Origin of the sequence: Methylosinus sp. LW4 (assembly GCF_000379125.1) — a bacterium.
In the GTDB taxonomy this organism is placed as follows: domain Bacteria; phylum Pseudomonadota; class Alphaproteobacteria; order Rhizobiales; family Beijerinckiaceae; genus Methylosinus.
Map to the genome: position 1 here is coordinate 3089325 of NZ_KB900626.1, position 12482 is coordinate 3101806.

Here is a 12482-nt window from a genome sequence, read left to right on the forward strand (position 1 = left end):
CCAGGGACCAAAGGGGCCATATTGCCGGCCCATTTCTGGGGCGAAGAGGGCCCCCGCCTCTCGACCAAGACGACGTTCTCGTTTACTGGGCAGGTTGGCTCCATGCTAGAGAATTTCCACGCTTTCCCCTCGACCAGCCGTCCTCTCGCCGGTCGCGCCGTTCTGCAGATCGTGCCGGCTCTCCAATCGGGCGGCGCCGAACGCACGACGATCGACATCGCCGAGGCGCTGCATATGGCCGGCGCGCGGTCGCTCGTCGCCTCGGAGGGCGGCCGCATGGTCAGCGAGCTGCAAGCCAAGGGCGGCGTATGGCTGCCGTTTCCGGCCGCGACGAAAAACCCGCTCGCCATGGCGCTGAACGCCTACCGTCTCGCCCGCATTCTGCGCGAGGAGAACGTCGATATCGTGCATGCGCGCTCGCGCGCCTGCGCCTGGGTCGCGCATCACGCCGCGCGGCGTGCCGGCGCGCGCTTCGTCACCACCTATCACAGCATCTATGGCGGCGCCTCCGCCATCAAGCAGCGCTATAATTCCATCATGGCGGCGGGCGATCTCGTCATCGCCAACTCGCGTTTCACCGCCTGTCATATCGCCGAGCTCTATCCGCAGGCGACGCAGCGCATCGTCGTCATCGCGCGCGGTCTCGATCTGCGCGCCTTCTCGCCTTTCGCCGTCGAGCCCGCCCGCGTGGAGCGCGTGCGCTCCTCCTGGGGCGTGGCGCGGCACGAGCGCGTCGTGCTGCTGCCGGCGCGGCTCTCCGCGCGCAAGGGCCATGGGACGCTGATCGAGGCGGCAAAGCTGCTCGTCGCCGAAGGTTTTGCCGATGTGCGCTTCATTCTGGCGGGAGACGCGCCGAACGCCGGCTTCCGCGCCGAGCTGGAGGCGCATATCGCGCGCGCCGGCCTCGTCGGAATCGTGCGCGCGACCGGCCATTGCGCCGATATGCCGGCAGCCTATCTCGCCGCCGCCGTCGCCGTCGCGCCCTCGACGACGCCGGAGGCCTTCGGCCGCGTCGCCATAGAGGCGCAGGCCATGGGCGCGCCGATCGTCGTCTCGGACATCGGCGCTGCGGTCGAAACCGTGCTCGCCCCGCCGCAAGTGGACGCGGCCGATTGCACCGGCTGGCGCGCGCCGCCGGGCGATTCCGCCGCGCTGGCCCGCGCGATTCGCGAGGCGCTGGAGCTGCGCCCCTCCGCCCGCGAGGGGCTGACGGCGCGCGCGCGGCTCCATGCGCAGACGCATTTTTCCGTGGAGCGCATGTGCGCCGCGACGCTGGACGCCTATGAGCGGCTGCTTGCGCCGCAATCTGCGGGCGCATGACGCGCGCGCGGAAGAAATGGTTCGACCTCACCCCTGCGAAGCGGATATTCTCCTTGCATAAAAGCTATCTAGCGATCGATCGCAGCGCGACAAAGGAGTTGGCGGATGGCATATGATCTCATCGTCATCGGCACGGGGCCGGGCGGCTATGTCTGCGCGATTCGCGCGGCGCAGCTCGGCCTCAAGACCGCCGTCGTCGAGAAGCGCGCGACCCATGGCGGCACTTGCGGCAATGTCGGCTGCATCCCCTCCAAGGCGCTGCTGCACGCCTCGCACATGTTCGAGGAGGCGGGCCACGGCCTTTCCGATCTCGGCGTGATCGTCGAGCCGCCGCGGCTCGATCTCGAGAAAATGATGAAGCACAAGGCCGATACGGTGGCGGCCAATGTCGGCGGCGTCGCCTTTCTGTTCAAGAAGAACAAGATCGATTCCTACCATGGCGCCGGCCGCATTCTCGGCGCCGGCCGCGTCGAGGTGACGGACGAGAACGGCGCGACGCAAATTCTCGAATCGCAATATATCGTCATAGCGACCGGCTCCGCCGTGGCGCCGCTGCGCGATGTCGACGGCAAGGAAATCGCCTTCGACGAGAAGACGATTCTCTCCTCCACCGGGGCGCTGGAGCTCGAATCGGTTCCGAAGCATCTCGTCGTCGTCGGCGCGGGCGTCATCGGCCTCGAGCTCGGCTCGGTCTGGCGGCGGCTCGGCGCGCAGGTGACGGTGATCGAATATCTCGACCGCATATTGCCGGGCGCCGACGCCGAGGTCGCGACCCGCTTCCAGAAGATTCTCGAGAAGCAGGGCTTCTCCTTCCATCTCGCCGCCAAGGTCACGAAAATCGACAAGACGCCGGAGGGCGTCTCCGTCTCCTACGCCTCCACCAAGGGCGGCGGCGGCACGCCGATCACCGCGGACGCCGTGCTGATCGCCACCGGGCGCATTCCCTATACGGCGGGCCTCGGCCTCGAGGAGACGGGCGTCGCCACCGAGCGCGGACGCGTCGTCATCGACGATCATTTCCGCACCAATGTGCCGGGCATTTTCGCGATCGGCGATGTGGTGCGCGGCGCCATGCTCGCCCATAAGGCGGAGGAGGAGGGCGTCGCCGTGGCGGAAATCCTCGCCGGCCAGGCGGGGCATGCGAATTACGGGGTCATTCCCTCTGTGGTCTATACGATGCCGGAGATCGCCTGGGTGGGCCTGACCGAGGAAGAGGCGAAATCGGCGGGGATCGCCTATAATGTCGGCAAATTCCCATTCTCCGCCAATGGCCGCGCGCGCGCCAATCGGCAGACGGAGGGATTCGTCAAAGTGCTGGCCGACGCCGCCACCGATCGCGTGATCGGCGTGCATATTCTCGGCTCGAACGCCGGCGAGCTGATCGCCGAAGGCGGCGTGCTGATGGAATTCTCCGGCGCGGCGGAAGATCTCGCCCGCACCTGCCACGCGCATCCGACGCTGTCGGAGGCGATAAAGGAAGCGGCGCTCGGCGTCGCCAAGCGCTCGATCCATTTGTGAAGGGCGGGGCCCCGGCGGACGCAGAACCAAGCCACGAGACACTGCGCCCGTCCTGGCCGGGCTTGTCCCGGCCATCCACGCCAAGCGGCCGAGAAACCGAAGGAAAGCGCCAGCCGTCGGCGGTATTTCATCCCCAGCGCGCGCCGCCGGAGTTTCGGCGACACGCCAAATTCTCGAGCCGCCTCGGCGCGCGCGGGCGCGGATGGCCGGGACAAGCCCGGCCAAGACGCCGTGGGGGTGAGAAGGATGCGCGCATTCGATAACTATCCAGACAGAGGTAAAAAACGCCTCATCCGGGATGAATGCGCTGCGATCGCTCACGACCACAGCGCGGAGCGTCAATGAAAACGGAACTCCTTGTCCACCAAGGAGATTTCCGCCGGGCGAATGAGCCCGCTATGCGCCACTTGCACCGAATGGAGCCGTCCGTCGAGGCTCCTCTGCCAAAAATCCAGAAACTTCCGCAATTGCGGAAATTCGGGCTGCAGATCGTAGTCCTGCCAGATGTAGGACTGCATGATCGCGGGATGATCGGGCAGACGGTAGAAAATATTGGCCGTGGTCAGCCCATAGCCTTCGAGCATTCGGCGAAATTCGCGCGACGCCATGAGACGCCTCCTCTTCGATCGCATGAGAACGATAGGTTCGACTGCGATCATCATGCAAGGCGAATGCCGAATAATCTTTTAAAAACAAATCGCTAGCAGCAGGAGCGGGCGAGTGCTGATGAAAGGGCGTCCGCGCTCCGAAAAATCGGGGAGCGCGGACGTCCTCGCGTGCGAAACTCACTGCGTGAGAGTGTCCGCGCCGGTTTTCGCGACTTGCGCGTCCTGCTGCGAGGTCGCGCCGGAAACGCCGATCGCGCCGATGATCTCGCCCTTGTAGACGAGCGGCACGCCGCCCTCGAGCGGGGTGACATTGGGCAGGCTCAGCAGAGCGACGCGGCCGCCGGCGACGGCGTCCTCGAGCGCCTTGGTCGGACGCTTGAACAGCGCCGAGGTGCGCGCCTTGCGCGTCGCCGTCTCGGAGGAGGAGGCCTGCGTGCCGTCGAGGCGCTGCAGATAGAGGAGATTGCCGCCGTCGTCGACGATGGCGATCACCACATTCCAGCCGTTCTTGACGGCTTCCGCCTCGGCGGCGGCGGCGGCCTTCTTGGCGCCGTCCAAAGTGAGGGAGAATTTCTGCTTCACGCCCTTATTGTCGCCCTCCGCCGCAGAGGCGCCGGAAAGAGTGAGGAAGAGAGCGCCGAGAGCGGCGGCGGCCGTGAGGAAGCGCATTTGTTGTCTCCAATATCTATAGAACTACTATAGTAGAATACGCCAAAAGGTTCTCGTCAAGGCGCGGACTGCGCCGAAAGCCGCCCGCGATCGCCGCGAAGTTGTGGCGCGGCCGGCGGAGAGCGCATATTTCTGTTCACGGCCCAACCCTTTGCGCATCGGCGCCACGAAGGAGCGGGACAGGACGAAACGCCCGGGAACAGGACGAAACGCCATGGAATCGATCGGCCGCCGCCTCACGCGCGCATTCTGGTTCAGCCTCGCCGTGCTGTTCCTCGTCGAGAGCTGGCTGTGGGACCATGTGAAGCTGTGGCTGCTGCGCCTCGCCGCCGCGCTGGGCGTGAAGGAGCTGGAGGCGCGGCTGCGCGGCTTCATCGCCGGCCTCACGCCCATTGCGACGCTGGCCGTCTTCGCCCTGCCGGCGATCACGATCCTGCCCTTGAAGCTGCTGGCGGTGGCGGCCATCGCCCATGGCCATGTGCTCACCGGGCTGGCGGTGATCCTCGCGGCCAAGACGCTGGCGCTGGGCGTCACCTCTTTCCTCTTCGACGCCAGCCGCGAGAAGCTGCTGCAGCTCGCCTGGTTCGCGCGCGTCTATGATCTGACGCTGCGCGTCAGCCGCTGGGCCCATGAGCGAGTGGAGCCGTTCAAGCAGAAGATTCGGGAGGCGAAGGATTATCTGAAGACGCAGATTTCCCGCGTTCTGGGCGAGGAGGGCCGCTCGCTGTTCTTGCGCAAGCTGGCCCTGCTGCGCGCCCGCGTCCGCCGCCGCGACGCGGCGTGACGGAAAGCTCGGCTCCGCCGCTCAGCGGCAGAGCGCATAGCCGAGACAGGCATCGGCCGAAGCCGCCTGTCCCGAGGTGACGATGATCCACACGCCATAGGCGAAAGCCATGACGAGCACCACTCCGAGCAGAGACAGTCTCGGCGTCTGACCCATTTTCCCCTCCACCGATCGCCGGCGCCCGTCCCCGTACGGGACGCCGTCAACCTGCCTGAGCCGGAAAATCGCGCGCGTGCGCGAGAGCACGATGCGAAAAACCAGCGGCTTCGCAAGGAAGGAAGGGCGGAGCCAGAAAAAGGCGAGACCTCGCCAGGATTCAAAATTTCAGCGAGGAAGCGCTTGACGAGATCGTTCGGAATGTAAGCGAAATCAATTCGATTTCGAATTGTCGCGGCCGCGGGGATGGGCCGAGCGCCAGGCGTCCAAAAGCCGGCTCTTGTCGACGGCGGCGTAGATCTGCGTCGTCGAGAGCGAGGCGTGGCCGAGCAGCTCCTGAATGCTGCGCAGATCGCCGCCGCGGCCGAGCAGATGCGTTGCGAAGGAATGGCGCAGCGCATGGGGCGTGGCGCTCGCCGGCAAGCCCAGCCCGCCGCGCATGCGCTCCACGACGAGCTGCAAGATTCGCGGCGAGAGCGGCCCGCCGCGCGCGCCGACGAAGAGCGGCCCGCCGGCGAGCTGATAGGGGCAGAGCGAGATATATTCCTCTATCGCGCGGCGGACCGGCTCTATGACCGGGACGACGCGCGTCTTGCCGCCCTTGCCGGCAATGGCGATGCGGTCGATGGCGCCGATGGGCGCGCGGTCGCACTCGATCGACAGCGCCTCGGAAATGCGCAAGCCGGCACCGTAGAGCAGCGCCAGAGCCGCGGCGTCGCGCGCGAGGACCCAAGGCTCGCGCGCCTCCCCGGCGCGGGTCTCGGCGCGGGTGAGATCGCGCGCATCGGCGACGCTCAGCGCCTTGGGCAGGCTGTGCGGCTTTTTGGGCGCGTGGACGGCGCCGAAGACATCGGTCTTGGCGAGGCCCTTTTTCTCGAGGAAGCGCATGAGCGAGCGCACCGCCGCCAGCGCCCGCAGCAGCGAGCGATTCTCCAGCCCCTCGGTCCGCCGCCGCGCCATGAAGGCGCGTATGTCGGCGGGAGCGAGCGCGCTCAAAATGGCGGCGTCGGCCGGCGCGCCCTTGTGCTCGGCGAGAAAGGCCAGAAAAAACCGCGCGTCCCGCGCATAGGCGTCGAGCGTATGGCGGGAGGCGCGCCTTTCCCCGGAGAGATGCTCCAGCCAGGCGAGCGCCGCCGCGACGATATCGGGCGCCGCCGGAAAGGCGGCGCCCGATCTTTTGGTTGCGGCTCTTGGGGAATCGCGCATGGGATAAGTGGTGGCGCGCGGCGATAAAGGAAGGGTAAAGCCCCGCCTCTTCGCGCTCAGCCCTGTTTCAGCTCGAGCCGAGCCTTCTCCAGCAATTCGTCGAGAGTGCGGCGAAGCTGATGGTCGGACTGCTCGACGCCCGCCGCCGCGAAATCCGCCTTCACTGAGGAAAACACCCGCTCATCGGCGTTGGCGGAGGCCTCGGCGACGACCAGAGCCTCGGCGTAGGCTTCCGCCTCCGGCCCTGATTTGCCCAGCTTTTCCGCCGCCCACAGGCCGAACAGCCTGTTGCGCCGCGCCTCCGCGCGGAACTGCAGCTCCTGATCGTGGACATAGCGTTTTTCGAAAGCCTCTTCCCGGTTGTCGAATATGCTCATGACGACCCTCGGATGTTTCTTTCAGATGCTTCCTCGGCCCGCGCTCGGACGGACACAGGAGGGGATGTAGGGGAATCGGCCCCGATTCCAATGATATTCGCGCAATTAGCGAAAAATTCAGTCAAGTTGTGTCCGCCCCTCGATTCGGCTAGTCTCTTCTGGCGGGTTGTAACCGCGGCTGGAACAGGATAGGACCCGGTTCGATCCGCGGCCATGCGAACGCCGCTTCGGACGGGACGCCGCTTTTTCTTGAGCTCAGCGCTCTGGACGAGACGAGCGTCGCGCTGGAGCCGAACCGAGGAGCCACGGGCCCGTAATGGATTTTCTCAAGCCCCGGTTGATCCCGATGAATCGCCGCCGCCGCATCTACGAAGGCAAGGCCAAGGTCCTCTATGAAGGCCCGGAGCCGGGCACCTTGATTCAGCACTTCAAGGACGACGCCACCGCTTTCAACGCCAAGAAGCACGAGGTCATCGACGGCAAGGGCGTCCTCAACAACCGCATCTCGGAATTCGTCTTCCAGCACCTCAACGACATCGGCGTGCCGACGCATTTCATCCGCCGGCTGAACATGCGCGAGCAGCTGATTCGCGAGGTGGAGATCGTTCCGCTCGAGATCGTGGTGCGCAATGTCGCCGCGGGCTCGCTGTCCAAGCGCCTCGGAATGGAGGAAGGCACGCAGCTGCCGCGCTCCATCATCGAGTTCTATTACAAGAACGACGCGCTCGACGATCCGATGGTCTCCGAGGAGCATATCACCGCCTTCGGCTGGGCGAGCCCGCAGGAGATCGACGACATCATGGCCTTGGCCATTCGCGTCAATGATTTCCTCTCCGGCCTCTTCCTCGGCGTCGGCATCCGCCTCGTCGACTTCAAGATGGAGTGCGGGCGGCTGTGGGAAGGCGACATGATGCGCATCGTCGTCGCCGACGAGATTTCCCCCGACTCCTGCCGCCTGTGGGACATCAAGTCCAACGACAAGCTGGACAAGGACCGCTTCCGCCGCGACATGGGCGGCCTCGTCGAGGCCTATACGGAAGTGGCGCGCCGTCTCGGCATTCTTCAAGAGAATGAGACGCCCCGCCCGAGCCAGCCCAAGCTGGTGCAGTAAGCAAGCTGGTGCAGTAAGGCGGAATAATCGAGCGCGCTTCCTTCTCCCCCGCGTGGGAGAAGGTGGCCCTCGCGTCAGCGAGGGTCGGATGAGGGCCCGAGCCGCTCGAGGCCCAACCGATATCCCGGAAAATCGTCAGGCGCCCTCATCCGACCCCGCTTCGCGGGGCCACCTTCTCCCGCGGGCGGGAGAAGGAGACGCGAGCTTTCCTAAATTCTCGATCTGTCCCGAGAGAGCCCGCCGCTCACTGAGCGGCGAGCTTGATCTCGGGATAGGTACAGCGCTCGCGGCTCTCCGCATCGATATGCAGATGCTGCGGCGCTTCGACGAAGGGAATGCCCAGCGTCTGCCACACATCCGCCACCGCCTCCACCAGAGCGACGATATGCTCCGGCGTGTGGCGGGGGGTCGGGGTGATGCGCAGACGCTCCGATCCGCGCGCGACGGTCGGATAGTTGATCGGCTGAATATAAATGTCGTGGCGCTCGAGCAGCATGTCGCTCGCGGCCTTGCACAGCTCGGCGTCGCGCACCATCACTGGCACGATATGCGAGCCATTCTCCAGCACCGGCAGGCCAGCGGCGGCCAGCGCATGCTTGGTGATGTGCGAGGCGCGCTGATGCGCGGCGCGCAGATCGGAACGCGCCTTCAGCAGCCGAACGGCGGCGGTCGCCGCGGCGGCCACGGCCGGCGGCAAGGCGGTGGTGAAGATAAAGGAGGCCGCATAGCTGCGAATGGCGTCGATGACGACGCGATCGCCGGCCACATAGCCGCCGAGCGTGCCGAAGCCCTTGGCCAGCGTGCCTTCGATGACGTCGATGCGATGCATCACGCCCTCGCGCTCGCAGATTCCGCCGCCGCGCGCGCCATACATGCCGACGGCGTGAACCTCGTCGATATAGGTCATCGCGCCATAACGCTCGGCCAGCGCGGCGATTTCGGCGACCGGGGCGATATTGCCGTTCATCGAGTAGAGGCTCTCGAAGACGATGAGCTTGGGCCGCGCGCCCGCCTCGATCAGCAGCTCCTCGAGATGGGCGAGATCATTGTGGCGGAAGATCTTGCGCTCGGCGCGCGAGCGCTTCACGCCCTCGATCATGGAATTATGGTTGGAGGCGTCGGAGAGGATGACGCAATCGGGCAGAAGATCGGCGATGGTCGAAATGGCCGCGAGATTGGAAATCCAGCCCGAGGTGAAGACCAGCGCGGCCTCCTTGCCGTGAAGGTCGGCGAGCTCGCTCTCCAGCTCCACGATCGCATGGCTGGTGCCGGAGATGTTGCGCGTGCCGCCGGAGCCGGCGCCGACGCGCGAAGCGGTCTCCACCATTGCGGCGATCACATCCGGGTGCTGCCCCATGCCGAGATAGTCATTGGAGCACCAGATCGTCACATCGCGAATCGAGCCGTCGTCGCGATGCCAGACCGCTTGCGGAAAGGTTTCCACACAGCGTTCGAGATGGGCGAAGACCCGGTATCGGCGTTCCTCCTGGAGACGAGTGACCGCCGTCTCGAAAAAGCGCCGATAGTCCATGTGACGACCCTTCATACCGCGATAGGAGGCCGATACTCTTGGCCCCGCGCGGGACGCCTACGCGATGGAACCGCGCTGCTCCCGCTTTGTGCGTTTTGCTACATAAACCATCCGAAGAGGCTTGGCGAGAGGCAGATCGTCGCGCCGAGACGAAGTCACGAAAAGGCCACGAATCCTTTTCTCTGCGCGAGCGTGAGCGTGAAAAATTTTCCCGTTTCGGCGCGCAATTTCATTTTGCGCCGCACAATGGTCGACGAACCATATCTCTATAGTGGGAGACGCGCCACCAGCAGCGCGCCGCGCGGCTCCGCGGATTCGAACGTCAGCCGTCCGCCGAGCGCTGCGACGCGCTCGGCCATGCCGCGCAGCCCTATGCCTTCGCGCGCGCCCTGCGCCACGCCGGCGCCGTCGTCGCGCACGGCGACGCGCAATTCCCTCTTGCCGCAGGCCTCTATGCGCTCCACCGTCACATCGACGCGCGTGGCGCTCGCATGGCGGAACACATTGGTGAGCCCCTCCTGCACGATGCGATAGGCGGTGAGGGCGATCGACTCGTCGAGCGGCTCCCCGGCGTCGTCGATATGGAGGCCGATCGCGACACCGGCGTCGAGATCGCGCCAGCCTTGGGCGAGCGCCTGCAGCGCGCCCTCGAGGCCCATCTCGTCCAGCGCCGCCGGCCGCAGCCGGCCGAGAATGCGGCGATTGACCTGCTGCAGCGCGCCGAGCTGCGCGTCAATATTCAGGCAATCTTCCCGGCGCGCGCCCTCGAGCTTGCGGGCCAGAGCGCCGAGCCCGGCGCGAATGCTGAACAGAAACGGGCCGATCTCGTCATGGAGGTCGCGCGCGATGTCGCGCCGCTCCTCGTCCTGCACATGAATGATGCGCTCGACCAAAGCGCGGTTTTCCGCGTCGAAACGCGCGAGCGTCTCCGCCAGCGCATCGACCCGGCCGGCGATGGCGACGAATTCCGGCGCATCGCCGGCGACCATGCGCACGTCGCGATCGCCATGCTCGATGCGCCGCAGCGCCTCGGCGAGAGTGGAGACCGGCGCGAGGGCGCGCGAGACGACCACCGACACCACGCCGAAGCCGGCGAGCGCCAGAGCCGCCGCGCCCAGGGCCAGCGCCCAGACTTCCTCCCAAATCTCGTCGATCTCGTCGCCCGGCTCGGCGACCAGCGCCAGCTCCCCGCGCAGCCGGCCGCGCCCGTCCAGAGCGATGCGCGTCTCGCTGGGCGACCCGGCGACCAGCGCCGCGAACCAGGCCGGCGCGCGCCGCTCCTCGACCGAAGCCCCCCGGGCCTCGCCGGAGCCGACCATGAAGATATGAATGTGCCGCAGCCGATCGACATCGGCGAGCCGGCCGCGCAGCGCGGCGAGCGGATCGTCACTCTCCTCGACGCTGGCCAGCGCCGTCGCCACGAACTCGCGCGCGAGGCGCGCCGTGCTGTCCGATTCGGCGCGCACGCGCGCGGCGGCGTGCAGCGTCAGCAGGCCGACGCCCAGGGCGAGGCCGACCGCGAGCGTCGCGCCGAGCAGCGCCAGCAGCCTGGCGCGCAACGACAATCCTTTCAGCATGGACCCCGCCTTTGCAAAGCGCGGCGACTTTACGTAAGGGTAGCCGCGGGTCAATCCTTGCCGGCGCTTCCGAGCGAAGCGTCCCGAAACGAGGCGTCGCGAGCGAAGAATGCGTGTCCTGATCGTCGACGATCATCCGATCATCGTCTCCGGCTGCGCTTCCATGCTCGCCGGCGAAGGCGACATAGAAGCCCGCGACGCCGGAGACGCGGAGACGGCGCTGACGCTCTTCGTCGAATGGCGGCCGGATGTTTCCGTCGTCGACATCAACCTCCCCGGCGCCTCCGGCTTCGAGCTGACGCGCCGCATGCTGCGCCACGACGAAGAGGCGCGCATCGTCATCTTTTCCATGAACGACGATCCGATCTTCGCCGCGCGCGCGATAGAGGCCGGCGCCCGCGGCTATGTGACGAAGAACGACGATCCGTTTCTGCTGCTGCGCGCGGTGCGCGAGGTGGCGGCGGGCGGCGTGTTCATGATGCCGCGGCTCGCCAATCGGCTGGCCTTCGACAAGACCGCGTCGCTCGCCAATCCTCTGGCGGAGCTGAGCTCGCGCGAGCTGGAGATTTTACGTCTGCTCGGCAAGGGCTCGAGCATGACCGAGATCGCCGACGCCGTGCATGTGTCCTACAAGACCATAGCCAACACATGCTCGCTGCTGAAGCGCAAGCTCGGCGCGCGCACGCCGATGGATCTCGTGCGCATAGCGATAGAGCAGCGCCTGGCGTGAAGGGGCGTTTCTCCCTTCTCCCGCTCGCGGGAGAAGGTGTCGCGCGAATGCGCGACGGATGAGGGCTCGAGGGCGCTTTCTTCCAAAACTTCCCGAAAGAAATGTCTAAAAATTCCCGCAGATAGATCGGCGCATCAGAACACGATGCGCCCTCATCCGACCCCGCTTCGCGGGGCCACCTTCTCCCGCGAGCGGGAGAAGGAGCGCGCACGACGATCGTGGGTCACACCAATTCTTTCGCCAATTTATTCTCGACGGCGATGCGGATGAGATCGGCGCGCGAGCGCGCGGCGAGCTTGCGCTTCAGCAAGGAGCAGCTGTTCGCCACCGTCTTGTAGGACACGCGCATGATATGCGCGATCTCCGCCATTCCCTTGCCTTCGGCCAGCAGGCGCAAAATCTCCAGCTCGCGGCCGCTCAGCCCCTCGAGCGGATTGGCGCCGTGCTTCTGATCGAAAAAGGCGAGCTTTTGCGCCACCTGATTGGAGAGATAGCGCTCGCCCGCGGCGACCATGCGCACCGCCTTGACGAATTGCGAAGGATCCTCGTTCTTGGCGAGATAGCCCTTGGCGCCATGCTCGATCGAGCGCGCGGCGAAGACGGGATCGTCATTCATGGTGAAGACGATCGCCTTCGTATCCGGCTTGCGCTTCAGCATGCGCCGCAGCAGCTCGAAGCCCGAGAGCCCCGGAAGATTTATGTCCAGCACAATGACGTCCGGCTGCGCCGAGGCATGCGCCTCCAGCGCGGCGTCGGCGTCGCGCGCCTCCAGCACTTCTATGTCGGATTGCCCGGACAACATGCCGCGGCATCCGGCAATCACCATGGGATGGTCGTCGACGATCAGCACGCGCATCGGGCATAGCCATTGTTCTAGAGAAGATTACTATGCGAA

13 protein-coding genes are annotated in these 12482 nt (G+C 66.0%); 5 read left to right on the forward strand and 8 right to left on the reverse strand.

The window, feature by feature from the left end:
- Positions 1–102: 102 nt before the first annotated feature.
- Together METLW4_RS0115405 and lpdA are read left to right on the forward strand one after the other, a co-directional pair.
- Positions 103–1320 (forward strand): glycosyltransferase family 4 protein, encoded by a 1218-nt coding sequence (locus METLW4_RS0115405; RefSeq protein ID WP_018267124.1) that lies wholly within the window; start codon positions 103–105, stop codon positions 1318–1320.
- A 105-nt stretch (positions 1321–1425) separates the two neighbouring features.
- Complete coding sequence (lpdA, locus tag METLW4_RS0115415; protein WP_018267126.1) at positions 1426–2838, forward strand: dihydrolipoyl dehydrogenase; 1413 nt, start codon at positions 1426–1428, stop codon at positions 2836–2838.
- Positions 2839–3176: 338 nt separating this feature from the next.
- Here lpdA and METLW4_RS0115420 read toward each other — a convergent pair whose 3' ends face one another.
- Positions 3177–3446 carry an usg protein gene (locus METLW4_RS0115420; protein ID WP_018267127.1) on the reverse strand — a complete coding sequence of 90 codons (270 nt, stop codon included), beginning with the start codon at positions 3444–3446 and terminating at the stop codon, positions 3177–3179.
- Positions 3447–3623: 177 nt separating this feature from the next.
- The gene (locus METLW4_RS0115425; protein WP_018267128.1) at positions 3624–4115 is read right to left on the reverse strand and encodes a GlcG/HbpS family heme-binding protein; all 492 of its coding nucleotides are present in this window, start codon (positions 4113–4115) and stop codon (positions 3624–3626) included.
- Positions 4116–4329: 214 nt separating this feature from the next.
- Here METLW4_RS0115425 and METLW4_RS0115430 point away from each other — a divergent pair, with 214 nt between their 5' ends.
- Positions 4330–4899 carry a hypothetical protein gene (locus tag METLW4_RS0115430; RefSeq protein ID WP_018267129.1) on the forward strand — a complete coding sequence of 190 codons (570 nt, stop codon included), beginning with the start codon at positions 4330–4332 and terminating at the stop codon, positions 4897–4899.
- Between the two features lie 21 nt (positions 4900–4920).
- On the opposite strand, the gene METLW4_RS28785 is transcribed toward METLW4_RS0115430, so the two are convergent.
- From METLW4_RS28785 to METLW4_RS0115445, 3 genes are all read right to left on the reverse strand, one after another.
- Positions 4921–5055: a hypothetical protein gene (locus tag METLW4_RS28785; protein WP_018267130.1), complete on the reverse strand. Its 135-nt coding sequence runs from the start codon at positions 5053–5055 to the stop codon at positions 4921–4923.
- Between the two features lie 213 nt (positions 5056–5268).
- Positions 5269–6261 carry a tyrosine recombinase XerC gene (locus METLW4_RS0115440; protein ID WP_018267131.1) on the reverse strand — a complete coding sequence of 331 codons (993 nt, stop codon included), beginning with the start codon at positions 6259–6261 and terminating at the stop codon, positions 5269–5271.
- Positions 6262–6317: 56 nt separating this feature from the next.
- Entirely contained in the window at positions 6318–6638 is a 321-nt protein-coding gene (locus tag METLW4_RS0115445; RefSeq protein WP_018267132.1) for a DUF1476 domain-containing protein, read from the reverse strand.
- 316 nt (positions 6639–6954) lie between these two features.
- On the opposite strand from METLW4_RS0115445, the gene purC reads away from it, so the two are divergent.
- Positions 6955–7749 (forward strand): phosphoribosylaminoimidazolesuccinocarboxamide synthase, encoded by a 795-nt coding sequence (gene purC / locus METLW4_RS0115450; RefSeq protein ID WP_018267133.1) that lies wholly within the window; start codon positions 6955–6957, stop codon positions 7747–7749.
- Positions 7750–7993: 244 nt separating this feature from the next.
- Here the strand turns inward: purC and hemA are convergent, their stop codons facing one another.
- Both hemA and METLW4_RS0115465 read right to left on the reverse strand, forming a co-directional pair.
- The gene (gene hemA / locus METLW4_RS0115455) at positions 7994–9280 is read right to left on the reverse strand and encodes a 5-aminolevulinate synthase (protein WP_018267134.1); all 1287 of its coding nucleotides are present in this window, start codon (positions 9278–9280) and stop codon (positions 7994–7996) included.
- A 266-nt stretch (positions 9281–9546) separates the two neighbouring features.
- A complete protein-coding gene (locus METLW4_RS0115465) occupies positions 9547–10857 on the reverse strand; it encodes a histidine kinase (protein WP_018267136.1) in 1311 nt (436 codons plus the stop codon).
- A gap of 109 nt (positions 10858–10966) precedes the next feature.
- Between METLW4_RS0115465 and METLW4_RS0115470 the strand changes: the two genes are divergently transcribed.
- Positions 10967–11587: a response regulator transcription factor gene (locus tag METLW4_RS0115470; RefSeq protein WP_018267137.1), complete on the forward strand. Its 621-nt coding sequence runs from the start codon at positions 10967–10969 to the stop codon at positions 11585–11587.
- 223 nt (positions 11588–11810) lie between these two features.
- Here the strand turns inward: METLW4_RS0115470 and METLW4_RS0115475 are convergent, their stop codons facing one another.
- Positions 11811–12443, reverse strand: coding sequence for a response regulator transcription factor (locus METLW4_RS0115475; RefSeq protein ID WP_018267138.1), 633 nt, complete (start codon positions 12441–12443; stop codon positions 11811–11813).
- Positions 12444–12482: the final 39 nt, after the last annotated feature.

What these genes read in the sequence shown, in the direction of transcription:
- METLW4_RS0115440 (WP_018267131.1), bottom strand. Translation starts at nt 6,261, where the DNA reads ATGCGCGATTCCCCAAGAGCCGCAACCAAAAGATCGGGCGCCGCCTTT.
- METLW4_RS0115470 (WP_018267137.1), top strand. Translation starts at nt 10,967, where the DNA reads ATGCGTGTCCTGATCGTCGACGATCATCCGATCATCGTCTCCGGCTGC.
- METLW4_RS28785 (WP_018267130.1), bottom strand. Translation starts at nt 5,055, where the DNA reads ATGGGTCAGACGCCGAGACTGTCTCTGCTCGGAGTGGTGCTCGTCATG.
- purC (WP_018267133.1), top strand. Translation starts at nt 6,955, where the DNA reads ATGGATTTTCTCAAGCCCCGGTTGATCCCGATGAATCGCCGCCGCCGC.
- lpdA (WP_018267126.1), top strand. Translation starts at nt 1,426, where the DNA reads ATGGCATATGATCTCATCGTCATCGGCACGGGGCCGGGCGGCTATGTC.
- METLW4_RS0115445 (WP_018267132.1), bottom strand. Translation starts at nt 6,638, where the DNA reads ATGAGCATATTCGACAACCGGGAAGAGGCTTTCGAAAAACGCTATGTC.
- hemA (WP_018267134.1), bottom strand. Translation starts at nt 9,280, where the DNA reads ATGGACTATCGGCGCTTTTTCGAGACGGCGGTCACTCGTCTCCAGGAG.
- METLW4_RS0115475 (WP_018267138.1), bottom strand. Translation starts at nt 12,443, where the DNA reads ATGCGCGTGCTGATCGTCGACGACCATCCCATGGTGATTGCCGGATGC.
- METLW4_RS0115420 (WP_018267127.1), bottom strand. Translation starts at nt 3,446, where the DNA reads ATGGCGTCGCGCGAATTTCGCCGAATGCTCGAAGGCTATGGGCTGACC.
- METLW4_RS0115425 (WP_018267128.1), bottom strand. Translation starts at nt 4,115, where the DNA reads ATGCGCTTCCTCACGGCCGCCGCCGCTCTCGGCGCTCTCTTCCTCACT.
- METLW4_RS0115430 (WP_018267129.1), top strand. Translation starts at nt 4,330, where the DNA reads ATGGAATCGATCGGCCGCCGCCTCACGCGCGCATTCTGGTTCAGCCTC.
- METLW4_RS0115465 (WP_018267136.1), bottom strand. Translation starts at nt 10,857, where the DNA reads ATGCTGAAAGGATTGTCGTTGCGCGCCAGGCTGCTGGCGCTGCTCGGC.
- METLW4_RS0115405 (WP_018267124.1), top strand. Translation starts at nt 103, where the DNA reads ATGCTAGAGAATTTCCACGCTTTCCCCTCGACCAGCCGTCCTCTCGCC.